Origin of the sequence: Halostagnicola sp. A-GB9-2, assembly GCF_030068615.1 — an archaeon.
Lineage (GTDB): Archaea > Halobacteriota > Halobacteria > Halobacteriales > Natrialbaceae > Halostagnicola.
The window spans coordinates 1-23,489 of sequence record NZ_JASJOC010000018.1 but is presented as its reverse complement, the minus strand read 5'-3'; the positions used below and the strand labels follow the sequence as shown (position 1 = coordinate 23,489).

General features: G+C 59.0%; 19 protein-coding genes and 1 pseudogene. 5 read left to right on the top strand and 15 right to left on the bottom strand.

Translation table 11 applies throughout. The annotated features are described in order from the left end of the window. Nucleotides 1-156 precede the first annotated feature (156 nt). From QNM96_RS21725 to QNM96_RS21690, 9 genes are all read right to left on the bottom strand, one after another. Nucleotides 157-2,358: a glycoside hydrolase family 3 N-terminal domain-containing protein gene (locus QNM96_RS21725; RefSeq protein ID WP_283838900.1), complete on the bottom strand. Its 2,202-nt coding sequence runs from the start codon at nucleotides 2,356-2,358 to the stop codon at nucleotides 157-159. Nucleotides 2,359-2,463: 105 nt separating this feature from the next. Next, on the bottom strand, nucleotides 2,464-3,555 hold the full coding sequence (locus QNM96_RS23000) for an ABC transporter ATP-binding protein (protein WP_345782562.1): 1,092 nt from the start codon (nucleotides 3,553-3,555) through the stop codon (nucleotides 2,464-2,466). Next, entirely contained in the window at nucleotides 3,552-4,733 is a 1,182-nt protein-coding gene (locus QNM96_RS22995) for an ABC transporter ATP-binding protein (RefSeq protein ID WP_345782561.1), read from the bottom strand. The genes QNM96_RS23000 and QNM96_RS22995 overlap by 4 nt, the downstream gene beginning before the upstream one ends. After that, nucleotides 4,730-5,794 carry an ABC transporter permease gene (locus QNM96_RS21715; RefSeq protein ID WP_283838899.1) on the bottom strand — a complete coding sequence of 355 codons (1,065 nt, stop codon included), beginning with the start codon at nucleotides 5,792-5,794 and terminating at the stop codon, nucleotides 4,730-4,732. Before QNM96_RS21715 ends, QNM96_RS22995 begins: the two co-directional genes overlap by 4 nt. Beyond that, nucleotides 5,781-6,791 (bottom strand): ABC transporter permease, encoded by a 1,011-nt coding sequence (locus QNM96_RS21710; protein ID WP_283838898.1) that lies wholly within the window; start codon nucleotides 6,789-6,791, stop codon nucleotides 5,781-5,783. Before QNM96_RS21710 ends, QNM96_RS21715 begins: the two co-directional genes overlap by 14 nt. 28 nt (nucleotides 6,792-6,819) lie before the next feature. Then, nucleotides 6,820-8,544: an ABC transporter substrate-binding protein gene (locus QNM96_RS21705; protein ID WP_283838897.1), complete on the bottom strand. Its 1,725-nt coding sequence runs from the start codon at nucleotides 8,542-8,544 to the stop codon at nucleotides 6,820-6,822. A 93-nt stretch (nucleotides 8,545-8,637) separates the two neighbouring features. Next, nucleotides 8,638-9,561 (bottom strand): HEAT repeat domain-containing protein, encoded by a 924-nt coding sequence (locus tag QNM96_RS21700; RefSeq protein WP_283838896.1) that lies wholly within the window; start codon nucleotides 9,559-9,561, stop codon nucleotides 8,638-8,640. A gap of 97 nt (nucleotides 9,562-9,658) precedes the next feature. Then, the gene (locus tag QNM96_RS21695; protein ID WP_283838895.1) at nucleotides 9,659-9,898 is read right to left on the bottom strand and encodes a hypothetical protein; all 240 of its coding nucleotides are present in this window, start codon (nucleotides 9,896-9,898) and stop codon (nucleotides 9,659-9,661) included. A gap of 447 nt (nucleotides 9,899-10,345) precedes the next feature. Beyond that, nucleotides 10,346-11,227 (bottom strand): NAD(P)-dependent oxidoreductase, encoded by an 882-nt coding sequence (locus tag QNM96_RS21690; RefSeq protein WP_283838894.1) that lies wholly within the window; start codon nucleotides 11,225-11,227, stop codon nucleotides 10,346-10,348. A 258-nt stretch (nucleotides 11,228-11,485) separates the two neighbouring features. On the opposite strand from QNM96_RS21690, the gene QNM96_RS21685 reads away from it, so the two are divergent. Further along, nucleotides 11,486-12,451: a mannonate dehydratase gene (locus QNM96_RS21685; RefSeq protein ID WP_283838893.1), complete on the top strand. Its 966-nt coding sequence runs from the start codon at nucleotides 11,486-11,488 to the stop codon at nucleotides 12,449-12,451. A gap of 499 nt (nucleotides 12,452-12,950) precedes the next feature. Here the strand turns inward: QNM96_RS21685 and QNM96_RS21680 are convergent, their stop codons facing one another. The 5 genes from QNM96_RS21680 to allB form a co-directional block, all read right to left on the bottom strand. Beyond that, nucleotides 12,951-13,742: an IclR family transcriptional regulator gene (locus tag QNM96_RS21680; RefSeq protein WP_283838892.1), complete on the bottom strand. Its 792-nt coding sequence runs from the start codon at nucleotides 13,740-13,742 to the stop codon at nucleotides 12,951-12,953. A 71-nt stretch (nucleotides 13,743-13,813) separates the two neighbouring features. Then, nucleotides 13,814-14,896 (bottom strand): Gfo/Idh/MocA family oxidoreductase, encoded by a 1,083-nt coding sequence (locus QNM96_RS21675; RefSeq protein ID WP_283838891.1) that lies wholly within the window; start codon nucleotides 14,894-14,896, stop codon nucleotides 13,814-13,816. 89 nt (nucleotides 14,897-14,985) lie between these two features. Further along, on the bottom strand, nucleotides 14,986-16,089 hold the full coding sequence (locus tag QNM96_RS21670; RefSeq protein ID WP_283838890.1) for a Gfo/Idh/MocA family oxidoreductase: 1,104 nt from the start codon (nucleotides 16,087-16,089) through the stop codon (nucleotides 14,986-14,988). Between the two features lie 68 nt (nucleotides 16,090-16,157). Next, complete coding sequence (locus tag QNM96_RS21665; protein ID WP_283838889.1) at nucleotides 16,158-16,895, bottom strand: sugar phosphate isomerase/epimerase; 738 nt, start codon at nucleotides 16,893-16,895, stop codon at nucleotides 16,158-16,160. A gap of 1,018 nt (nucleotides 16,896-17,913) precedes the next feature. Further along, nucleotides 17,914-19,284, bottom strand: coding sequence for an allantoinase AllB (gene allB / locus QNM96_RS21660; RefSeq protein ID WP_283838888.1), 1,371 nt, complete (start codon nucleotides 19,282-19,284; stop codon nucleotides 17,914-17,916). Nucleotides 19,285-19,471: 187 nt separating this feature from the next. On the opposite strand from allB, the gene QNM96_RS21655 reads away from it, so the two are divergent. Then, nucleotides 19,472-20,449 (top strand): NAD-dependent epimerase/dehydratase family protein, encoded by a 978-nt coding sequence (locus QNM96_RS21655; protein WP_283838887.1) that lies wholly within the window; start codon nucleotides 19,472-19,474, stop codon nucleotides 20,447-20,449. 48 nt (nucleotides 20,450-20,497) lie between these two features. Here the strand turns inward: QNM96_RS21655 and QNM96_RS21650 are convergent, their stop codons facing one another. Continuing rightward, the gene (locus tag QNM96_RS21650) at nucleotides 20,498-21,292 is read right to left on the bottom strand and encodes an enoyl-CoA hydratase/isomerase family protein (protein WP_283838886.1); all 795 of its coding nucleotides are present in this window, start codon (nucleotides 21,290-21,292) and stop codon (nucleotides 20,498-20,500) included. Nucleotides 21,293-21,588: 296 nt separating this feature from the next. On the opposite strand from QNM96_RS21650, the gene QNM96_RS21645 reads away from it, so the two are divergent. From QNM96_RS21645 to QNM96_RS21635, 3 genes and pseudogenes are all read left to right on the top strand, one after another. Further along, nucleotides 21,589-21,942, top strand: a complete 354-nt coding sequence (locus QNM96_RS21645; RefSeq protein ID WP_283838885.1) for a hypothetical protein — start codon at nucleotides 21,589-21,591, stop codon at nucleotides 21,940-21,942. A gap of 436 nt (nucleotides 21,943-22,378) precedes the next feature. Then, nucleotides 22,379-22,852, top strand: coding sequence for a membrane-associated protein/domain-like protein (locus QNM96_RS21640; RefSeq protein ID WP_283838884.1), 474 nt, complete (start codon nucleotides 22,379-22,381; stop codon nucleotides 22,850-22,852). 144 nt (nucleotides 22,853-22,996) lie between these two features. Continuing rightward, nucleotides 22,997-23,489, top strand: a pseudogene (locus QNM96_RS21635) (hypothetical protein); the annotation flags it as partial.

The window sequence follows — 23,489 nt, the reverse complement described above, 5'->3', positions numbered from 1 at the left end:
CCCCCGACCAAAAATATTGCGTGCGTGATACGACGACCTCGATCGCTCCAGACCGCCAGTTTCCGAGCGCTATTTCGAACGTTCGTTCTGAAATTCGTCAGCGGTTCCCGGTCGCCGCTGAGTCACGTCGGGCACTCCAACCCGGCAAACGCCGACTCATCGAACGTCGAACGACGTCGTTTCTCCGGCACACGAAACCTCGAACGTGCCTGATTCGACAGTCTTTCGACCCCTCGAGTCGGGTACGGCGAGCGAATCGTTTGGGACGGTGATTCCCGCCGTCGCCGCCGCGCCAGGCTCGAGATCGACCGTCGTAAAGCCGACGTGTTCCCTGACGGGCCTCACCCGTGAACTCACGCGGTCCCGAAGGAAGAAATCGAGCGCTCGTGTTCCCGCCCGGTCGCCGACGTTCTCGACGGTGATTTGGGCGGTTACCGACTCTGCGGAGCCGATTTCCTCGCTCCCGACCTCGAGATTCTCACAGGCGAACTCCGTGTAACTTTCCCCGTGACCGAACTCGTAAAGCGGGTCGTAGGTTTCGGGGTGTTCGTCGCTCCCGATCGGGGTCGGATGCGCGAGGTGGTTGAACCGCGTCGGTAGGTGACCCGTCGAGCGAGGCACGCTGATCGGCAACCGACCGGACGGGTTGCGTTTCCCGAATAGTACGTCGGAAACGGCGCGCCCACCTTCGCTTCCCGGATAGTAGGATTGGACGATCGCGGGAACGTGTTCGTCCGCCCAGGGGATCGAAAGCGGACGCCCAGTAATCAACACCAGAACGGTTGGCGTCCCGGTTTTCCAAACCGCTTCGAGCAACTCCCGTTGTGCGGACGGTAACTCGAGTTGCGAACGGGTCGGATTCTCGCCGGTGGTGCCGACGAGTTCCTGCGGGCCGAATTCGTGGAAATACCAGTTCTCCCCGAGAGCGAGCACGGCGACGTCCGACTCTGCCGCACTGCTGGACGCGGCCTCGAGATCGACTACTTCGGTCGTCGTCGCGCCCTGTTCGTATCGAACCGTCGCGTCGGGTCCGACGGCCCGTTCGATTCCCTCTCGAACGGTCACGCCGGAATCGGGTTCGGGCTGTTGGACGCTCCAACCGCCGTACTGATTTCGAAGCGAATCCGCGTTCGGCCCCGCGACCAGAATCGAGTCGAGGTCCGGCGACAACGGGAGGAAATCCTCCTCGTTTTTCAACAGCGTTTGTGACTCGAGTGCGGCCTGATACGCCCGTTCTCGATGGTTGTCCGCCCCCAGAACCGACGTCTCTCGGTTAATGTCGACGTAGGGGTTTTCGAAGAGATCGAGATTCCGTTTCAGTTCGAGGAGCCGTCGAACCGCCTCGTCGATCCGTCCCTCCGAAAGTTCGCCGTCGTCGACGAGAGACACGAGGTGGTCGGCGTACGCCCGTCGTCCGATCGAAATCTGATCCAGGCCGGCCTCGAGAGCCGTTCTCGCCGAATCGCGTTGTGACGCGGTAACGCGGTGATCCTCGTGGAGCATGTCCACGCCGCCCCAGTCGGAGACCACGGCTCCGTCAAAGCCGAGTCGCTCCCGGAGAAGTTCGGTCAGGTACCGCCGCGAGCCGTGGGCCGGTTCGCCGTCAATCGAGTTGTAACACGGCATTACGAGCGAGCCGCCGGCGTTGATCGCTTCCCGAAACGGAGGGAGCAACTGCTGGTGGACAGTGGTTGGCGACCGATCAACGACGGCGGCGTCCTCGCCGGCTTCCGGGTCGCCGTAGGCCGGGAAGTGTTTTACCGTCGCGGCAACTCGAGGCCCGTCTTCAGCGGACTCGAGGCCCCGAACGGTCGCCCCGGCGAACGCGCCACACAGGAGCGGGCTCTCTCCGTACGTTTCGAACGTTCGGCCCCAGCGCGGGTCCCTGGCAACGTCGCAGGTGGGTCCGTAGTTGACGTTCGCGCCGGTGGCTCGCATCTCGGTCGCCGTAATCGCCCCTGCGCTGAATGCGTGGTCGGTGTTTCGCGTCGCAGCGACGCCGAGTCCGTGGGGGAATATCGTCGCACCGTTTACGTACGCGTGGCCGTGAACGGCGTCGACGGGGAGCAAGAGCGGAATGCCGTGTTCAGTCTCCTCGAGTGCGGTCCGCTGGAGTTCGTTCGCCATCTCGGCCACGCGGACCGGGTCGTGATGGTTCGAAACGCCGATTCCGAACGCGGCGACCGTTCCGACGTGGGAGTCAATAACCATCTCCCGTGCGTTCTCGAGGGTGATATCTTGGTCCATCGATCCGACGTACGTTCCGACGAGCTGTCCGACTTTTTGCGGAAGGGACAACTCGTCGATCAATTCCTGTATACTGATGTCTCTCGACGCGGGGCTAACCTGCTGAGTCATACGATTGGTAATTGATTGCAAGTCACATAAATTCGACGGACGAACAACCGCCGACCTTCGCCGGAATCGCTTCGAGCAACACCGATCAATTCCGATCGCTATCGATCAGTCCGACCGCGCTGACCCGGCGGCTTGTTCGTCCTCGAGTGCTGGACTCGACCAGTACTCGTGGTCCTCGTCTTCGCGGAAGCAGGCGACCTCGTGGTCTGTGTCGACGTCGATCGGCTCCGGTTGTTCGCGCGGACACCACTCGCGAGCCTCCGGACAGCGCGTATGAAACCGACAGCCCGACGGCGGATTCTTCGGATCCGGAATATCGATCCGTCGAACCGGCGGCTCGCTCGAGTCGGTTCCCGCACGGAGGTCGGGCGTGGCCCATCTAAGGACCTTCGTGTAGGGGTGTTTCGGATTGGAGATTATCTCTTCGGCCGGTCCGATTTCGACGAGCTGGCCGAGGTACATAACGCCGATTCGACCCCCACCGTGGGCGGCGAAGTACCGCGCGTTCGAGAGGTCGTGGGAGACGGCGACGAAGGAGGTGTCGAACTGATCCTGCAACTCGAGCATGAGGTCCATCATCTCGACGCGCAACGAGACGTCGAGCGCGCTGATCGCCTCGTCCGCGAGGATGAGGTCCGGATCCATCAACAGCGCCCTGACGAGTGCAACGCGCTGTTTTTCCCCGCCGGAGAGCTGATGTTGATATCGTCCGGCGTAGTCTTTGGCCGGCGTCATGCCGACGCGCTCGAGCATCGACAGGACTTCCCGCCGTCGATCTCCCGCGCTCATCCCCGCCTGCCACCGCTTTAACGGTGCCTCGAGAATCTTCAGCACGCGCCGATTGGGATTGAGCGAACTCCCCGGATCCTGATGGATGATCTGGAGCGAGCGCCGTATATCGGTGTAGGAAATCTCGACGTCGCCGCGCCCGTCTTTCGCGTCCCAGATGTCCTGGCCGCGATAACGGACGCTCCCACCGGTCGGCCGCTGGAGACCGATTGCGGTTTTGCCGAGGGTCGTTTTCCCACACCCGGACTCGCCGACGAGTGCCACCACGTCGTTTTGCTCGATATCGAGGCTGACACCGTCGACGGCCCGGACGACATCCGGATCGCCGAAATCGAGTAAGCCAGTGCTCTCCTCAAAGTGGACTTCGACGCCCTCGAGCGAGACGAGGTGTTGATCGCTCCCGCTCATTGGTCACCACCGTCCGTTTCCGCACGATTCTCTGCTTGCTGGGGTTCGGGTTCGCTCGAGTCCGCCGTTCTCTCGTCTGGCAGGCACTCACCCTCCTTATCGGTCTGTGGGCAATCTTCTGCCACCTCCACCTCCACGTTAAACGGAATCGCGTCCGGAGCGTCCTGCCAGTGATAGCAGGCAACACTGTGTTCGTCGGAAACGGCCTGAAACGCAGGGTCCGAGGCGACACACTCGTCGTCCGCGAGCGGACACCGGGGGTGGTACGAACAGCCCGACGGCACGTCGACCGGGTCGGGTGCCGCCCCCTCGATCGGGCGCATCTCCTCAAGCGGAGCGTCGAGGTTCGGCGTCGCGTTCAACAGCGACCGCGTGTAGGGGTGGGAACCGCGCCGGAGGATTTCCTCCGTAGCCCCGATTTCGACGAGTTCGAACGCGTACATCACGGCGAGTCGATCCGCCAGTTCCGCGACCAGGGGGAGGTCGTGCGTGATGAAGATCAGCGTCAGGTCGTACTTTTCTTTGAGCGATTCGAGCAACGAGAGGATCGATCGTTGCATCAGCAGGTCGAGGGCGGCTGTCGGCTCGTCCATGACAAGGACGTCCGGTTCCAACACCAGCGAGAGCGCGATGAGCGCCCGCTGTTTCATCCCGCCGCTGAGTTCGTGGGGATACGATGGGAGGACGCGATCCGGATCGAGGTACAGATCCTCGAGCAGTTCTCGAGCGCGGTCCATTCCGGCTCCGATATCGTAGTCGTGAGCCTCGATCGTTTCCTCGAAGTGCTCGCCGACCTCCATCGTCGGGTTGAACGAACTCATCGCTCCCTGGAACACCATCGAAATGTCCTCCCAGCGGTGTTTGAGTAGTTCCCGTTCGCTGAGCTCGAGCACGTCGACGGGGTGGCCGTCCGCCGGGTGGTACGTTACCTGACCCGACAGAACGCCGGGGTCAACGACGGCGTCTAACATCGCGGACGCGAGCATGGATTTGCCGCTCCCGCTCTCGCCGACGATCCCGAGCACCTCGTTTCGCTGGATGTCGAGGGTGACGTTGTCGAGAACGCGGGAGACTCCGCGGTCCATCTCGAAGACGACCTCCGCGTCCCGGAGCTCGATGACCGGGTCGGCCGTCTCGTACAGTGCTCGATCGTGTTGTGATCGTTCGTACGTACTCATTGTGGAACTCGTGGCGTGTCGTCGTCGGCGTCTTCTGTCGGTTCGGTTCGTCCGCTCTGGCGCGTCCGAACGCGCGGATTGAACAGGCGGTCCGTCCCCTGTGCGAACAGGATCAGGCCGAACGAAAGCACGATAATCGGTATCATCGGGATGATCAGCATGTACGTCGTCGCCGGGTTGTACAGCGCTCCCGCCGTCTGGTAGGCGAGGTTCATCATCACGCCCCAGTTTTCGACGGTCTGGAACGAGAGGATGCCCAGAAAGTACAGCGCGACGCTGTCGTAGATGACCCGACGAGCCGAGTAGACGAAGTTGACGGTGATGTACGGCATCAGATTCGGCAGGATGTCTTTCTGTATCACCCTCGGCGTACTGATCCCCATCGTTCGGGAGGCTTCGACGTAGGAGTGCTCGCGGAGCGTCAACACCTGCGAGTGAATCGTTCGCGCGATTCCGGCCCAGACGTTGATCGTGATGATGATTCCGATGAACCAGGGGTTCTGCGGATTGATCAGCACGACCAGGACGATCACCAGCGGCAGTCCGGGAATCGTCATGGCCACGTCGCTGATCGTCATGAGGATTCGTTCGGTCGTCCCGCCTTTATACCCTGCAACGGTTCCGACCGCAGTCGCCATCACGGTCGCGAACACGGCACCCGCGAGGATCATCTGTAACATCATCGGCGTCGCGTGGACGACTCCGGCGAGGATGTCACGACCCTGATTGTCCGTGCCGAGCAGGTGGTCCGAGCTCTCGAACGGTTGCAGGGACTGTGGCCCCTGATTCGAGATCGGTTCCTCGAGGATCGTCACGTTCTCGAGAACCCAGAACGTCGAGGACGAAACCCAGGCGAGAGCAGCCATGGCGATGAACCCGAGAATGATCGTCAGCCCAACTTTCATCCGCCAGTCTTCCCAGGCGATCGAAAACGGTTCTCGAACCGCCTCCTGAAACCACTCACCGTACCGTTGGCGTCGACTGATCTGGGTGAGTTCGGCGGTGGCGAACATCTCGCCACCGTCCGTCTGGGGCTCTCGATCCCCCTCAGTAGGACTCACTGTCATCACCCGATTTGATCCGCGGATCCAGTTTGCTGTAGGTCGCATCACCGACGAACAAGGCGATGACGACAGCCACCGTGATGACCAGGAACGTCCCCATCATCAGGGGCATATCCTGGTACTCGATGGCCTGGTACATGTAGTAGCCGATACCGGGGTACTGGAAGAGTTCCTCGAGAATGATCGAACCGCCGAACATGAACCCGATCGAAATGAGGAGACTCGTGTACATCGGAAGCACGGCGTTGCGACCGACGTACCGCAGGGCGATTCGCCTGTCGGAGAGGCCACGGAGGCGCGCGACGCGTACGTAGTCTTCCCCGAGTATCTGGATACTGTTGCCACGCATCGCGAGGGCGGTCAGGCCGTACACTGTCAGTACGAAGGACGCCGCAGGGAGAATCGCGTGGTGAAAGGAACCGACGATGAACTGGATGGTAAATCCGGGTTCGACGACCGCAGGGTATCGTCCTCGAGCGGGGAAGATCGACGTCCTGTTTCCGAGGTACGCGATGAACAACACGGCGGCGACGTAGTACGGGATCGACGTCGTCAGTATCGCGACCCCGGTCTGAGAGATGTCGAACCTGGTTCCTTCTTTGTAGGCCATCATCGCCCCAAGCGAGAGCGCCAGCCCGAAGGTGAGTAGCGTGCTGATCGCCATGAGGAATATCGTCCACGGGAGCGCCTCCGCCAGAATCGTGGCGACGTCCCTGTTTAGATACACCGAATGGCCGAAATCCCCGCGAACGAGCCCGCCCATGTACTGCAGGTAGGCCTCGTGAATCGGCGCGTTCGGATCGATGTTGATCCGGTGCTGTACCTGTTCTCTGATCACTTCCGCTGGAACGTCCGAGCCCTGGCTTTCGTGGATTCGCGCGACGATGATATCCTCCGCTCCGCCGGGCATCAGTCGAATCAGGCCGAACGAGATCGTCGCGACGGCCCAGACGGTAAACACCGACTGTCCGGTCCGTTTGAGCACCCAATTCATAGCGTGAACGCGGTCGTACGATCCGTTTTCATTGTGCAGCACTCATATCGTCCACTTTCGGGAGCCACCAGAGCGGCCAGTAGCTCTGGAAGTGCTCCGATTCGTCCGGAATATCCCACATCTCTCTGTCGATGAACGTTTGCTCGTACTTTTCCTGAATAATCGCCAACGGGACATCCTGATTGACGACCCACGCGAGTCGTTCGACGATCTCCTGCATCTCCGCTTCGTCGTTGGTCGCCGCAAGCGCTTCGAACTCCTCGTTGAAGTCGACGGTCATTTCTCCGTCGCCGTCCATCTCGGGCACGGTTACCTCCTCGGGGTAGTTATAAAACGAGGAGTCGCTGTCGTGTTCCCGGTTGAGGAGCTTCCACCGGAGCGCAAAGAACGGATGGTTCATCGCCGGATCCCCGCCCTGCGTATGGCCGTAGGCCGTAACCTGAAAATCGCCGTCAGCCATCAGTTCGTACCAGGCACCTTCGCCGCGAGTGTCCGCCGAGGAGTCGAAACCGGCCTGAGACAGCTGATCGGCGCAGGTACTCGCCATCGTCACCCAGTCGCTCCAGCTCGAGGCGACGATGATATTGGCCTCGAGAACCTCGCCGTCGCGCTCCCAAATATCGTCGCCGTTCCGTTCGTAGCCCGCGCTCTCGAGGAGCTCTTCGACCCGATCGAGATCGTGTTCGTACGGCTCGTACTGATCCGTCGGATCGCCGAACCACTCGTCGTTTGCGACCGCCGTCAACCCGGTCGGCGCGTCGTGTTTGATGCTGGTCGACTCCCCGATGTTTTCGATGACGAGATCGCGGTCGAGCGCATGCATGAACGCCTGCCGGACCTCCCGATCGCCGTAGTGCTCGTCGTCGTAGTTGAAAGCGACGCCGAATCCGAACCCGCCCGGGATCTGAATCTCCTCCAGACTATCGGGGAACGTGTCCATGATTTCGGGATCCGCGAAGAGACTGTGGATCCCGTCGAGGTCCTGCTGTTGGAAGGACTGGTGTGCCGCCTGGTTTTCGGATCGGTATTCCATCCGGTACCCCTCCCAATCGTAGTTGTCCGCGAGCGGATGGTCGTCTCGAATCGTGTACTCGTGGTAGGAATCGGTCGTGTTCGATAACTCGATCGGGCCCGAGGGCGTGGGTTCTTCGATCTCGTGCCCGAAGATATCGACGTCATCACCGTTTTGAATCGCCTCGTGGATCTCCACCCAATCGGCTGGGGGATGGTCGAGGCTTTCGTTGAGCACGGTGTGTTCGATGATATCTGTGTTCGTCCCCTCCGAGTAGGAGATGACGACGGTGTGGTCGTCCGTCGCCTCGACGTCGTCCGCGAACTCCCAGAGGTTCGAGTCCAGCGCTTCGCCGATCTCGAGTTGCATAACGATGTCATCCGCCGTAATATCGTCACCGTTGCCCCACGTGTAGTCGTCGCGCAAGTGTAACGTCATTTCTCCTTCGTCGGTCTCCCACTCCTCGACGAAGTGCGGGTAGAACTCGTCTTCCCCGACGAGATACTGGGCGTATTCATCGAAGAGGCCGAACGAAGCGTGCGTAAAGCCGCCCCATTCATGTGGATTGTACTGGTACTGGCCGACCTCGTGTTCGACCTGTGCAGTATTGAACCAGTTACCGTCATCCCCACTTCCATAACAGCCCGCAAGCGCGGCGGAACCGGCAACACCTGTCGCTGCTATGAAGCTACGGCGTGATACTAGCTCACAGTAATCCCTGTCGATATGGTCTTCACCCATACTGATTGTCATGGTATGGCAACGCACATAAATGTTTCTAATGATCTATATAATTATAGTAAATTCTGAGAACGCGCGTTCGAAAGGCGACGCTCATGCCCGGTTTTCGAGCCATTCCGCGGTCGTCGCGGCCAGTTCCGCGACGGAATCCGCCGACTCGGCCGCTGCGGTGGCCTCGAGTTGCGGGACCGTTTGCGTCGCTTCGGCGAACCCGAGCGCCCGAATCGCTCGAGCCCGTACGAACTCGGCCTCGTCGTCGAGCCGATTCGTGAGCGGATCGATAGCTTCCCCAACAGCACCCGAATTCCATTCTGCGACGTGGCGGACAACATCAACCGCTTCGCCGCGAACCCGCGCCTGTTCGTCCTTGAAAAGATTCACGCAGTCAGAAACCTGCCGCGAACACGATTCCGGGTCAACCTGAGCAACCGAACCGAGACTTTCCGCAGCGACACGGCGTACGTATACCGAGCGCTGTTTGTCGTTCGACAGCGCCTGTCCACGATTTCGCCGTAGCTGGCGAGCCGCCTTTTGCTCCTCGAGCGACGGCTCGTCGCCAGTCAGCAACGATTCCGTTCCCGTCTCGACCGTCGGTCCCTTTCGAAGGATGTCAAAAAAACGCTCGCTGTGCTCGACAAACTGTACCGGGTCCGCATCAACGAGGTGTGAAATCGCACGCGCCGCTCGAGAGCGCAGGAGTGGCGGATCCTCATCGAGCAAACTGAGAAGTTGTACCCGCCCGTGAGAGACGGCATCCGGTTGGCGTGTTGCAAGAGTCGAAACCGCGTCCGCCGCGGTTATTTGGGCGACGAGAAACGAATCGTCGAGTCGATCGACGATGGTATCCGCCAGCGGCGTTACTCGATCCGGCTCCGATTTACCGATTCGGAGTACGGCATCGAGGGCGTTCTTTCGCGTCTGTCCGCGTTCGTCCCTGAGCATGGACTCGAGGGTCTCGATATCCGTACGGTCCGGGTCGCAGGAGACGGGTTTCCCTACGACGTGCTCTTCTTCCATGGGAATAGCAACCAGCTACAATCGTAAATAATTCCCGAATAATCGTGCGGTTTAGTCGTGATTTTCGGGCGATGGCCGCTCGAGGTCTCACGCGGACTCAATCTCCGCGATTTTTCGAACGCCACGTAACGAATCCGATCAATATCGATGTTCCGCTGAGGAGCACGACGTTGATCACGGAGATAACGTACGCCTCGGTTCCCAATGCACCGAGGATGATGGCGACGGCCATCAGAACGAGAAGCGTGATATTGATGTACAAAAGCGCCATGAACAGCCGGTGGTAGTCGCTGACGATATCCCAGAACAACTCACGAGTGGACTGTTGGGAACTCATCGAAACGGGATCCGTTCCGAGTGTGCGGTTGTCCGGTTCATAGTACTCTGTTATCACTTCGTTTCATAAATGTTGTGCGCCCGCCGGTGCTCGAGGCGTGATCGGATACCGTGGGAAAACGTATCGACTTCCCGAACGCTGTCGTTATTGTTGATGGAGTGCCATGACCTCTAATCTGGGATCACCGTTAGGTATCCCCCACCAGCTTACGGTTCTCTTCCGAAGACGATTGTTTGTACGTGTATTCGTGTAATCTCGAAACAGTACTCACAAATTGTAGTGTTATCATGATTTTTTGAGAGATGGGCGTTGAAGCCCCCTCAATACCGTTTACAGCATTCAGAACGAACTGAACGACGAATCGATGCTGATCCCCCGTTATTTCCACCATAGTTGATTGAAATCCGAGAGGTCTGCTATCGGAGGCGATCAAACACGGATGCGCGACTAGACGGTACGCCAACTTCGCTCCGGCTCCCAGCCGAGGATCCGGCGAGCTTTCTCGGTCGAAATCAGCGATTGGTGCCCTTCGAGCCCCGCTCGCACTGTCGCATCCGGATAGTACAGGTCCACCAACTCTGCCGAATCTACCGCCGCCGACGTGTCTCCCGCAACCGCCCAGAACCGCTCGTGTCCGTCGAACGACGCCTCGGCGGCCAGCCGCGCGATCGACGCGGCGTCCTCGATGTGAAGATACGAGAACAGAACGTCCCGCGTCGTGTGGTGCCACGCGTCCTCGAGCCCCTCGAGTGACCGATCCGCGTCGACGAACATCTCTCGGAGCTCCTCGTCGGTTCCGACCCACGGATACCGAAGCGACGAAATTGTCGGCGCGTCGGAATTTCGAGCGAACCCGTCCGCGGTGACCTCCATCGCGTGCTTGCTGACGGCGTACGGATCTCGGGGCGTCAGGGGATGTTCCTCGTCGACCGGGAGGTATCGAACGTCAGTCGGCGCGTCCTGATAGGCGGCACCCATCGCGTTGATACTCGAGGGGAGCACGACCGACTCGAGGCCGAGGTTCGTCGCGGCCTCGAGGACGTGGTAGGCCGACTGGACGTTGCTCTCGTAGGTCTCGAACCCCGGATGATCCGTCGGACCCGGAATCGTTCCCATGTGGACGACGGCGTCGGCGTCCGTCCGCGCGAGCGAGCCGTACACCGCACCAGCGTCTAACAGATCTACCGACTGGAAGGTGTCCGAGCTCTCTTCACGGCGTTTCCCTCGGGAAATGTTGATGGTCCCGTACCCGTTGTCCGCGAACTCGGCGAGAATCGCCTCGCCGATCTTTCCGTTGCCGCCGGTAACTGCAACTTGCTCGATAGTCATACCCTTCCTTTTTCGAGACACGCAATTATAGGTATCGTCTCTCCACCTCGTCGCGGGGGGACCCAACGTTGGACTGTTCACGGGAAACGTGGTGTGCGGCCATCGGGATGTGCGAACAGTGGAATATGCAGATATCGAGGTGTGTGGGCGGCATAGTTGCGAAGGCCGGAGCCGATGACTGGTCTAAATTCGATCTCCAGCAAAGGAAGATATAAGGCGAATCGAATAAAATGCCCGGCTACATCGCGTGAATACCACATGGATCTCGCTCTCACACTTCCGCCGACGACAGACGATCGCTGGGAGATCGCCGCACAGATGGGCGTCACGAACGCCGTCGTTCACACCCTCGAGATCGGTGACGGACGTCGACCGACCGACTATGATACACTCTTGCGATGGAAGAACCGCTTCGAACACGCCGGAATAGATCTCAGCGTGATCGAGGGGAGCGTTCCGCTGACCGATACCACCCGGCTCGGAAAACCCGGCCGAGACGAGGAGATCGACGACTTCTGTAGATTCCTTCGAAATCTGGGCCGACTCGACGTTCCCGTCGTCTGCTACGACTGGATGGCCGGCATCCGCTGGGCTCGGACCGCGACCTCGGTTCCGTCTCGAGGGGGATCGCTCACGACCGCCTACGATAATGAACAGATGAGTCGCGGACCGAAGCCGGATATCCCGCCGATTACCGCCGAAGAACTCTGGGCGAACCTCGAGTACTTCCTCGAGCGAGTCGTCCCCGTCGCAGAGGAAGCGGGCGTGAAACTGGGACTCCACCCCGACGACCCGCCGCGAGAGGAGGTTCGGGGCGTTCCGCGGATCATCAACAGCGTCGAGGCGTACGAACGCGCGCTCGATATCGTCGACAGCGAACACAACGGCGTCACGTTCTGTCAGGGTAACTTTGCCGCGATGGGCGTCGATGTGCCATCGGCGATTCGGCGGCTGGGCGACCGAATCAATTTCGTCCACTTCAGGGACGTCGAGGGCGACGCCGACGGCTTCGTCGAAACGTGGCACGACGACGGCCCGACAGACATGCTCGCCGCGATGGAGGCGTACGAAGACATCGGATTCGACGGCCCCGCACGGCCGGATCACGTTCCCACGATGGCCGGCGAGACGAACGAGAACCCCGGTTACGAAACGATGGGACGATTGTTCGCGATCGGGTACATGAAGGGGTTGCTCGAGCAGGTCGGGAACGACAACCGGTAGCAATCGAGAACGGCAACCGGTCGTTCCGCTCTTGGTATTACGTATTACAGCGAATCGAGTAAGAGCCCTCTCCGACTATCGCTCCGGATTCCGGCGGTCTTGACGCGATTTCGAACTCACTACTGACCCCTTACCGGGTACCAGATAGAAGCAGATCTCCGAAAACTGGCCGGGGAGATTCGGTGTCTCGAGAGTTACGAACAGTGCCAACTCTCCGGTTCGATTGATATCGCCCGGCCATTGAACGATCGTGTCAACTCAATACAAGTTAATGGCACGTGTTTGAATTCTTCGAGAACAAGACCGTGTTCGATACTCGTTGCATCAAAGTAGGTCCGAACAACGATCGATTCCATCGTTCTGACGGTCTCGAAAAGGCAGTATCGCTCTGAAGGGAACCGGTCGCGGTCTCCAGAAATGGGATTCGGCCAAAATAGCCCGAACGGGAGCGAGGTTACTATCAGCCATCGAGTGCTCATCAAACGCTGTCCACCCACCATCAAACGGTGTCCGCCCAGTCAGAATAGGTGGTGTTTATTTCGACCACGCCGACGATATTCTGAAGCTGACTCGGAATTTTAGACCGGAACCGTTCGTCCGTCAGCCGGTCCGTCGGTCCGGAGACGCTAATCGCGCCGAGCAGTTCGCCGGATCGGCTCGTAATCGCCACTGCAACACACCGAATCCCCTCGGTTCGCTCCTCGTCGTCGTACGCGACTTCGCGTGATCGAATCTGTTCCAGTTCCTCGAGGAGGACGTCTTTATCCGTGATCGTGTTCTCGGTGTATCCGACCAGTTCGGTTTCGGCCAACAGCTCGGCGACTCTATCCGGCGAAAGCGCGGCGAGAAACGCCTTTCCGGCGGCGGTGCAGTGGAGTTCGTCGACGGAGCCAACGTACGAACGCGGGTAGTCGAGGTGCTCGCCTTCGGCCTGATAGATCGCGATCCCGTGACCGCCGCGCTCGACCACAAGCCGAACCTGCTCACCCGTTTCGGCGGCGAGCTGATCCACATCGCTCTTAGCCAACTGGTAGATTCGCTGTCGAAAGCGAGCCTGGCCCCCGTAGGTCAGAAAACGCAGCCCGAGCTGATAGGTGCCGTCCGATTTCTCGAGGCAATCGTACAACTCGAGGGTCCTGAGGTAGTGATGGACGGTACTCTTCGAGCGGCCGACTTCGTTCGCAAGCTCGGTGACGCCGACCGATTCGCGGCGACGAATAACATCGAGCAGACGAATCATGGTTTCGATCGACTGGATCGTCTTCCCGGTATCCGCCTGGCGTTCGTTCATGTCGATAGCCGACGGAAGGGGAGCGAATAAGCGTGGCGGGAATTCGATGCCGTCTCGGACTGCCGTTCGAATTAGTAGTCGACTTCGTCGTAGAGACGATCGATCGCCCGTTGAACGGAAAGCGCCTGGTGGACGTTGTTCCGTTCAGGACGCGACCCGGAAACGACGGCGTCGAGGAACGTCGAGAGCTCATCGCGGTAGGGATCGTTCCTCGGGCAGACGACCTCGGAATCGACGAAGTGATCGACGACACCGTTCCGAACTTCGTAGAGCTCAAGGGTGTTCTGACGGCTGCCGGTCGGATCGATTTCCTCAAGTGTATTCGTAATATCGAGTGATGCGCCGGCCTCCGTTCCGCGGACGTCGTAGCTGTGAACCGATTGCGTGTTCGCCGCCCAGGCGATCTCGATATCGGCCGTCCGCCCGTCATCGAACTCGAGGAAGGCGTTCACCGAGTCCTCGACGTCGTACATCCGAGCCTCGCTATCCTCGCCCCACATGTGCAGGTAGGCGTACGATTCCTGCCCGCCGAACTCCGCGTTCGCCGTGGCGAGGACGTTTTCGATCGTCGGCCAGTCGTAGAAGCTAAAGAGCAAATCGAGTGCGTGACTCCCGACATCCATGAGCGCACCGCCGCCGGCAATTTCGTCCGAGGTGTACCACGTCCCGCGACCGGGAACGCCTCGCCGTCGAATGAACTTGGCGTCGATGTGGGTGACGTCCCCGAGATACCCTTCCTCGATGTACTCCTCGAGAACGGTGCAAGCGTTTCGAAACCGGTGATGAAATCCGACCATGCAGATTTGGTTCGTCCGCTTTGCTGCAGCCGCGATGCGCTCTGCACTGGTGACGGTGTGCGCCAGCGGCTTTTCGACGAGCACGTCGAGTCCGGCCTCGAACGCCGAGGTGGCGACCGGTTCGTGAAACTTCGTCGGCGTCGAAATGATCACCGCATCGACGTCGCTCTCGAACAACTCCGAGGGGTTCTCGTACGGATCCGTCTCGAACTCGGATTCGAACGTCGCTCGAGTCGTCGGATCCGCGTCGGCGGCGATCACCTCGTGGCCGAGATCACGAAGGACCCGCGCGTGATTCATCCCGTGGGTTCCCACCCCCACGATCCCGATCGTCAGTTGGTCCCGGTTTGCGGTCATAACTACCCTGTTCGCATCGAGGGAAATAAAGTTGCGTCTCGGCCGTCGGCGGTCACTAATCGGCTCTTCAGTGGAACCTTCGACCCTCCTCAGTCGTCCTCGGACTGCGGTTCGGGCGTCAGTTCGCCCGATGAAACCATGGACTCGAGCGGGTTGTCGTCGATCAACAGCGGAAGGTCAACGCGCCCGCGCTTGCGAACCGATTCGTATCCGGCGAACAGAATCTCCGCCGTGTTGAGACCGACTTGTCCGCTAATCGCGGGTTCCTCGCCGGTGTCGAGACACTCGAGCAGGTGATCGACGACTCGGTCGTGAAAGAGTGAGCCGAACCGATCCTCCTCGAGACCGGAGGCGTGTATAGTTTCCTCGCCGACGTCGATCGATTCCCGCGTTCCGTTTCGGTCGAGTGCGACCATCGGCCCGTCCTCGACGTCGATGCGGACGGCTCCGTCGGTTCCGCGGAGGACGAACGCCGACTCGAGCATCCCATCGCCGGCCCCGGTCGAGAGAATGCCGTGGACGCCGTTCGAATAGCGCCACTGGGCCCACATCTGATTCTCCTGATGCGCTCCAAAGCGGACATCTTCGTCGCGGTAATCCAGTTGAGCGATGACCCATTCCGGAGAGCAATCGTCGGTGAACATCCCGGCCAGATCGATCGTGTGTGCCCCCGTATCGTAAAAGTCTCCCCACCCGATTTCGATTCGTCGGAGTTCTCCGATCGTTCCCTCCTCGACGAGTCGGTCTGCTTCCGTGAAGACGCGACCGAATCGCCGCTGTCGATTGAACGTCAGTTGCACCTCGCGACGCGAACACTCCCGTACCATTCGGCAGGCGCTCGCCCACGTGTGGGCCATCGGTTTCTCGCAGTGAATCGCTTCGACCACGTCGCTCCGCGCACAGTCCACGACGATGTCCTCGTGAATCTGCGGAGGAACCGTTACGCTCACGATATCGGGTTCGACCTCTCGGAGTAGCTCTCGATAGTCCTCGTAGACTCGAGCGGTCGGAACGTCGAACTCCGTCGCGAACGCATCGGCATTTTCCGGAACGATGTCCGCACAGGCGACGATCTCGCACCGATCGCTGTTTTGATACGCTTCCGCGTGACGATACCCCATCGCGAATCCGTCGACCGTTGGCGTCGCCGGATCGGGTCCCGTCCCGACGATTGCGACAGTATACTCTCTCATAGGACGATCACGGCTCGAACAATCACAGTACAGCCGCTTAGTGTTTTCCCATACGGTGTTCCGTTCGGTCAACGAAGCCGATCGAGCGTCTCAGCGCCGTGGGAGAGCGATCGACGTGGATCAGTCGGCCGATCGTGTTCGTAAATGCACCACTCGACGTTCGCGCGCTCAACGGCCTCGAAACACCCCTCGAGATCGAGGTCGCCTTCGCCGAGTTCCGTCGGCGAACCCGAATCAGTCTCGGCGTCCGCGAGGTGAACGAGCGAGATCCGTTCCTCGTATCGCTCGAGGAACGCAACCGGATCGACGCCGCCCACGTTCGCCCAGCCCAGATCGAGTTCGAACCCGACGACGTCGCCTGTTCGCTCGAGCAGTTCGACCATCGCAGTCCGTTCGCCACAGGGGACGAACTCGTGTTCGTGGTTATGATAGTGAAGGTCGACTCCGCGCTCCGCGAGGTCGCTCGCGACGGCTGACAGCCGGTTCGCCGTCGATTCGACTGCCTCGAGCGACTCGAAGTGGGACTCGTCGAGATACGGGACGACGAACGTGTCACATCCGAGGCGGTCGTAGAACTCGACCGTCGACGAGACATCGTCCTCCAGGGACTCGAGGTCGACGTGGGCCGAAGCCGGAGTGAGTCCTGTCCGTTCGAGGGCTCGAGCAACTTCCGTTCCGTCCGCGTCACGGATCCGATGTGCAAACTCGACGCCGTCGAACGACGTCTCGTCGATTTCGTTCAGTACGTCGGGAAGCGGTTCCTCGAGTTCGCGAAGCGAATAGAGTTGAATCGCAGTCTGTGCCATGTGACACGCATCGGCAACGTCAGTAATAGTTCTTGTGATGGGAGTGATAGGACGATGGTATCGAAAGGACGGAAACGGGGATACCGTCTCGAGAGAAGTCACCCAATTTAGGTGATTCGGCTTCACCAGCCTCTGTTCTCGGTTCATCACTGGACGGATGAGACGACGTTCGCCAGTCGTTTACTAATGGGAAACGTACGATTTTTCCGCGAGTGGTGTCCCGCTGTGCGGGAGGCAAGTGAGGTCGAAACGTTACAATTACAAGCCTATGCCTGTAATCAAAATCGCGGGGATTTCGAGAGATAATCGCGCACTCGCCCGTAAACCAGCGAAAAGAATTCGCGTACCAACGGATCCGAGTACGATTTCAGATGTTTCCAAATAGTAAACGGTTACAGACGGTCCCGATCGGTTGAGCACCAGGCGACGGCAACTGGGATGGCCACACGAACCGAGCAACTAGACTCGTCCGTCCAGATTGTGCGAGCGCTGATCGAAGAGGCGAATTCGATTTATTTTCCCGCACAAAATCGTTATGAGCCGAACGGGAGTTATTACACTCATATGGTTGTAATAGACAACAATACCCTGTTGACAGGTAATTGTAAAAGGTGAGTTCAGTTGTACCACCTCGTGAACCAATCACTGAGTTACTATAACCTATTTGATCTATATGGGTTCGAAATACTTCACAGACAAATAAATTACGCTCTATGTATCAACCCATATAGATATAGACCAGTCTGATGATGACTCGTGTTATGCTCGAGGTAAATTACATCTATTACTTCGGCAAGGGATGTGGCGTGTGACACAAGGAGGTGAGCACACTGTATACAAGTCGCTCAATTGCCAAATAATGTACCGGTTCAAGAGATAAGTAAACATCAAATAAGAGCTAATAGGTGCATTATATCAAATATATCTCTGTTGGGGCAGCCAGAAACAGTCGAGCGGCCCAATAATCACTCTCTGTGCAGTCCGAACGTGGTTGGTCCGAGAATTACCGACTGGGAAGCTATGTCCCGTCAACGTCGACTCGAGTTCCGTACCCAGGTTCTCCGACGATGCCGTCATCGTAGACCACCGCTCCGCGGACGACCGTCGACACCGGCTTTCCGGTGAACGTTTCGCCCTCAAACGGTGTTACGCGTGATTTCGAGTGTAGCGCGTTCCGGTCATCGAGCGTCCACTCGTGTCCCGGATCGACGACCGTAAAGTCGGCGTCGGTACCGACCTGAAGCGACCCTTTCTGTGGGTACATCCCCCAGACCTGAGCCGGGCGCGTCGAATGGCGATGAACCCACTCCTCGAGGGTCAGCCGCCCCTCGTCGACGAAGGTGAGCATCGCCGGAACTTCGGTCTCGAGGCCGACAAATCCGGAAATCGAGTCCCACGTGTTTCCGAACGGATCGTCGACCATCTTCTCTTCGTCGGTGTGGGGGGCGTGGTCGGTCGCAACGAAATCGATCGCTCCGCCGTCCATACCGATATCCCAGAGTTTCTGTCGTTCGCCCTCGTCTCGGATCGGTGGCTGGATTCTGGCGACGTTGCCCTTCTCGTGCATAACGTCCTCGGTAAACCAGAGATAATGCGGCGTCGTCTCCGCGGTTACGTCCACGCCGCGGGCCTTCCCTCGTGCCACGGCTTGCACACCGGTACCCGACGAAACGTGATACATGTGAATCTTCGCACCGGTCTCCTCGGCGAAAGTAATCGTTCGCTCGATCGCCTCGCGTTCGGCGACGACCGGCCGGGAGTGAGAGTGATGGATCGGGTCGTTCTTTCCGGCCGCTTTGAACTCCCGCTCGTAGTACTCGATGATCTCGTCGTTTTCCTCGTGGAAACCGAGTCGTTTGCCCGTCTCCGCGATCCGCTTCATCGCCTCAAGTACTTCACCGTCCGACGGCGGCGGAACGTCGCCGACTGTCGATCCGAGGAAAATCTTGTATCCGAGTACCCCAGCGTCGTCGAGCTCGGGTATGCGGTCGAGGTTTTCGGATGTGATAACGGCATAGCTTTGGAAATCAACGTAGGCGGAGGCCTCCCCGCGGTCGTACTTTAGCTCGAGTCGCTCCGGTCGATCGATAATCGGATCCGTATTGGGCATCCCGACGACCGTCGTCACTCCGCCCGCCGCCGCGGAACGGGTCGCAGACTCCCAGTCTTCTTTGTACTCGAGTCCCGGTTCGCGGTTGTGAATGTGACAATCGACGATTCCCGGAACTAACACGTTGCCATCTGCGTCGAGGACGTTATCGCCTTCGGGGAGCGACCGACTGTGACCGACGGCGACGATCGTGCCGTTATCCACGGCGACGCCGGCGTCCGCGACACGGCCTGTCGATGTCACGACGGTGCTGTTTTCCACCACGAGATCGACGGTCATTGCGTACATGTTTCGATCAGGTGCGGATATAGCTTCTGTTGAGGGACGAAAATTCGATGAACCGCGTCCGAGTCCGCCGCAAAGATCGGTCGAAAACGGGCACACATTCCAGAAATTGCGGGTAGGACGGGGTTACCGCGCGGTATGTTTGGCATACTAAACGGACAGTACATACACCGTTGAGCCAATGAACTCGCCAACGATTCGCGATCAGACGATCCTCGTCACCGGTGGCGCGGGTTTCATCGGTAGTCACATCACCGACGCACTGGTCCCCCATAACGACGTTCGTGTGCTCGACGACTTCTCGACCGGTCATCGACGGAATCTCCCAGACGAGGTGCGGACTATCGAGGGCGATATCGGTGATCCGATCGCGTTACAGGAGGCCGCTCGCGGCGTCGACATCATCTTTCACCAGGCCGCCCTCGTGAGCGTTACCCAGAGCGTCGACGACCCCAGGACGAGCAACCGGACGAACCTCGATTCGACCGTCCTTATTCTAGAGCAAGCCCGACAGGAAGACGCGCGGGTGGTTCTGGCCTCAAGCGCGGCGATATACGGCCATCCGAACGAACTCCCCGTTTCGGAACGAACGCCACCGGATCCGACATCTCCCTACGGCATTCAGAAACTCGCAATCGACCAGTACGCGCGGTTGTACGACGAACTCTACGACCTTCCCGCGGTCGCGTTGCGGTACTTCAACGTTTACGGACCGCGTCAACAGGGACCCTATAGCGGCGTCATCTCGACGTTCCTCGAGCAAGCTCAAGAAGGCGACCCGCTGACGATCGACGGTGACGGTGAGCAGACTCGAGACTTCGTCCACGTCAGCGACGTAGTCCGCGCTAATCTCCTTGCCGCGACGACGGATCGAACCGGGGAGGCGTACAATATCGGTACCGGGGAATCGGCGACGATCCTCGAACTCGCAGAGATTATTCGCGAGGTCACCGACAGCAACTCGACGATCGTCCACGAACCGCCGCGCGCGGGAGACGTCCGCCACAGTCAGGCCGATATCTCGAAAGCGTCCAAACAACTCGGGTTCGAACCGCGCATCTCTCTCGAGGCGGGGATTCAGTCACTCGGCACTGCCGAACCGATCGAATCCGCGGTGGACGACGAAGTCGAGCTCCCGTCGATCGATTCGAGGGGATAAGGCCCGCCGACTCGAACTCCCTCTCGACTGGTGTGGTTGATTCCCGCCTCAGCGGCCGGTAAATTCCGGTTCATACTCATCGTCCGCGAAGGCGCGTGCTCCCTTTTCGTGATCCTCGGTCTCGAGGAGTGAGTCGAACCGCTGGCGATCGTACCGTCGGCCCTCCTGCAGACCGGTCTGGGTAGCTAGCGTCGCCGACTCTTTGATCGCCTGGACCGCAAGCGGCGGTTTCGACGCGATGGTTTCGGCAAACGCTCGCGTTTCGTCCTCGAAGTCGTCGCCGTACGTCCGATTGACGATACCGAGGTCGGCCGCTTTCGAGGCCGAAACGTGCTCACCGGTCATCGCCAACTCCATCGCCGCCGCCGGATTTGCGAGCCGACTCGTGTACTGAACACCACCCGCACCGGGGATAATTCCGAGGTCCACTTCCGGGAACGCAAATCGACTCTCCTCGTGAGCGATGCGAACGTCACAGGCCAGAGCGGTCTCGAGTCCACCCCCGAGACAGTACCCCTGAATCTTCGCGATCACCGGAACCGGAAAATCCGTGATGACATCGTAGTGTGTTCGCTCGGAACTCCGGCCGGGAGTCGATTCACTGAACTCGTTGATATCGGCACCGGCGCAGAAATTTTCGCCCGCCCCTTCGAGGACGACGGCGCGAAGGACAATTTCGTCGGCACCGTCGTTGAACGACTCGAGATACTCCAGTCCGCCGATGAGGTCTTCGCGTAATTGATCGCTCAGCGCATTGAGCGAGTCCGGCCGATCCAGCAGAACGTGACCGATCCCTGTGTCCGTCTCGAACGTCACTTCGAGCGTCTCGAAATCCGGTTGCATATCGTTCGCATCGCCGTGTATACGTATATCGTTACTGTTCGAGACAGTGAGAAGAGCATGACAACGAACGCGTTAGTTCACGGAGTCAAATAGTGACAGAATACGGATTGCTAGCAGGGGAATACCTTCGGGTGTACCCCCAATAAAGAACGACGTTCGTTCCGCAAGAACAATGATATTTCGATTCAGGGAAGATCGCCACAGTCAACGGAGAAAACTCCACTCCGGTGTTAAACCCGATACCAGTCGTTGTAAGTGAGTGATAACTAACGGTGTCGGATGCCTTCCAGTCTCCTATGATCGACAGCTTGATCGTGTTCATCGTGAGTCTCCTGATCGGGGCGGTCGGAATATACGTCGGCGCACGGGTCATCGTCGATACGGAAGACTACACCTACGCGATCGTCACCGCGTTGCTCGGAGCAATCGTCTGGGGAGTCGTCGGGTTCTTTTTTGGATGGATTCCCCTGCTCGGCCCGTTGCTCGTGCTCGTTGCATACCTTGCCGTGGTCAACGCACGATACCCCGGCGGATGGGTTCAGGCAGCAGCGATCACGATAATCGCGTGGGCGTCCGTCCTAATCGTCCTGTACGTCCTCGCCATTCTGGGCGTGACGGGATTCGATGCCGTCGGTGTTCCCGGCGTCTAGCCGGACCGGGCACTGGCTGGGGCCGTTCGCACTCCCTACGCCGATTCAACAATCGATTTCGACCGCGTAAATCCGGAGAAGCAGTATCGATCAGCCGCTACCAGTAACGCAGTTGGACTACCCAACAGAGTGTGATATTACCGACTCAAATTCGCAGTGAACCTGCGCTAATAGTCTCAAACGTCCAGCCCAGTTTATTCGGACCGATATCGTCACTCGAACTGGATGGCGCGACTACTCGAGCGCAGACAGCTACACAACAGTACATCTCGACTACACAACAGCATATCTCGAGAAGTCGGTTACCGAAGTCGCGTAGAATTACACAATCACATATAACTAACCCAATAACAGAATATGATTTATAAAAAATACTTTGTAGCACCATGACGTGGAAGGTATCGACGGTGAACGATTATCGACCCTGGCCACAGCAATGACCACTGATGCCCCAGTTTCCACAGCAGCCTCTCTCATCGCGCTGGGATGGCAAATTCCCGAACTCGAGGTCGGCAGCGGCACGGTCCAGATCCTCCAACTCGAGTGGAGTACGCAACTCGTCGCGGCCGCCGCAATGGTGGTACTCGTCGCTCTCGGGGGAACCCTTCTCATTAAAAACCGGTTGCACAACGACAGTACGGGATCGGGAAAGCCGCCCGCTGAACGACAAGAGTTCAAAACGGACCGAGAGAAGGTTTGCGAACTTGTCGACGAAAACGGCGGCCGCATGAAACAGTCGGAAATAGTCAACTCGGTCGAATGGTCGAAAGCAAAAGTAAGCCGACTTCTGGCTGAACTCGAGGACGACGAAGAGATTACCAAACTCCGACTCGGTAGAGAGAATCTAGTTTGTCTCCCCGGTCACGAGCCAACGGCGTCGAAGTCGACCGACAGCTCGAACAATTCGTGATGTTTCAACAATAAATACCCGTTTTCTCGTTCCGAGTCGACTGCTGAGTGGTTTGTTTGCCCGTATTGACGAATTTCTCACCGGAAAGGTTGCTTCGGTTTATGCCTCAAACTACCGATTTCTCAATGCCTTCCAGGCACAGACATGAACGTACGCAATCAACTACTCGTCGTGGTAACAGCGCTGATGCTCGTGGTCTCGAGCGGGGCGATGGTGGCAGGAGCGTCACCATCCGAGACCGTCACGCAAGAGGACGCACCCGACGATGAAATCGAGGCGGACCAACCGGAAGACGAAACAGCTGATGAGCCGACAGACAACGGCGTAGCAGACGACACGGAGGATGATCCCGTCGATGACGGACCTGACGACGATCCGATCGAGGACGATCCGGTAACGGATGACTCGATGACGGTCACGATCGAAGAGGCGACCGTCTACGTCGTCTTCGATGACGACGACATGATGGACGCACCCGTTGACGACGACGGTGTCGGAATGGCTGACGATGATGCCGAGTACGACGACGTCGATGTAACGCACACCGTCGAGGACCTTACGATAACGATCGAAGAGAGTTCGATCCACTCAGTCGGAGACCACGCCGACGAGATGGACGACGATTTCAACGGTGTCG

Excerpts from the sequence above, each read along its gene's own strand:
- QNM96_RS21650 (WP_283838886.1), bottom strand. The coding sequence starts at position 21,292 with ATGCAACCGGATTTCGAGACGCTCGAAGTGACGTTCGAGACGGACACA.
- QNM96_RS22995 (WP_345782561.1), bottom strand. The coding sequence starts at position 4,733 with ATGAGTACGTACGAACGATCACAACACGATCGAGCACTGTACGAGACG.
- allB (WP_283838888.1), bottom strand. The coding sequence starts at position 19,284 with ATGACCGTCGATCTCGTGGTGGAAAACAGCACCGTCGTGACATCGACA.
- QNM96_RS21690 (WP_283838894.1), bottom strand. The coding sequence starts at position 11,227 with ATGACTATCGAGCAAGTTGCAGTTACCGGCGGCAACGGAAAGATCGGC.
- QNM96_RS21640 (WP_283838884.1), top strand. The coding sequence starts at position 22,379 with ATGACCACTGATGCCCCAGTTTCCACAGCAGCCTCTCTCATCGCGCTG.
- QNM96_RS21655 (WP_283838887.1), top strand. The coding sequence starts at position 19,472 with ATGAACTCGCCAACGATTCGCGATCAGACGATCCTCGTCACCGGTGGC.
- QNM96_RS21710 (WP_283838898.1), bottom strand. The coding sequence starts at position 6,791 with ATGAATTGGGTGCTCAAACGGACCGGACAGTCGGTGTTTACCGTCTGG.
- QNM96_RS21695 (WP_283838895.1), bottom strand. The coding sequence starts at position 9,898 with ATGAGTTCCCAACAGTCCACTCGTGAGTTGTTCTGGGATATCGTCAGC.
- QNM96_RS23000 (WP_345782562.1), bottom strand. The coding sequence starts at position 3,555 with ATGAGCGGGAGCGATCAACACCTCGTCTCGCTCGAGGGCGTCGAAGTC.
- QNM96_RS21665 (WP_283838889.1), bottom strand. The coding sequence starts at position 16,895 with ATGGCACAGACTGCGATTCAACTCTATTCGCTTCGCGAACTCGAGGAA.
- QNM96_RS21685 (WP_283838893.1), top strand. The coding sequence starts at position 11,486 with ATGGATCTCGCTCTCACACTTCCGCCGACGACAGACGATCGCTGGGAG.
- QNM96_RS21675 (WP_283838891.1), bottom strand. The coding sequence starts at position 14,896 with ATGACCGCAAACCGGGACCAACTGACGATCGGGATCGTGGGGGTGGGA.
- QNM96_RS21700 (WP_283838896.1), bottom strand. The coding sequence starts at position 9,561 with ATGGAAGAAGAGCACGTCGTAGGGAAACCCGTCTCCTGCGACCCGGAC.
- QNM96_RS21680 (WP_283838892.1), bottom strand. The coding sequence starts at position 13,742 with ATGAACGAACGCCAGGCGGATACCGGGAAGACGATCCAGTCGATCGAA.
- QNM96_RS21705 (WP_283838897.1), bottom strand. The coding sequence starts at position 8,544 with ATGGGTGAAGACCATATCGACAGGGATTACTGTGAGCTAGTATCACGC.
- QNM96_RS21645 (WP_283838885.1), top strand. The coding sequence starts at position 21,589 with ATGATCGACAGCTTGATCGTGTTCATCGTGAGTCTCCTGATCGGGGCG.
- QNM96_RS21725 (WP_283838900.1), bottom strand. The coding sequence starts at position 2,358 with ATGACTCAGCAGGTTAGCCCCGCGTCGAGAGACATCAGTATACAGGAA.
- QNM96_RS21670 (WP_283838890.1), bottom strand. The coding sequence starts at position 16,089 with ATGAGAGAGTATACTGTCGCAATCGTCGGGACGGGACCCGATCCGGCG.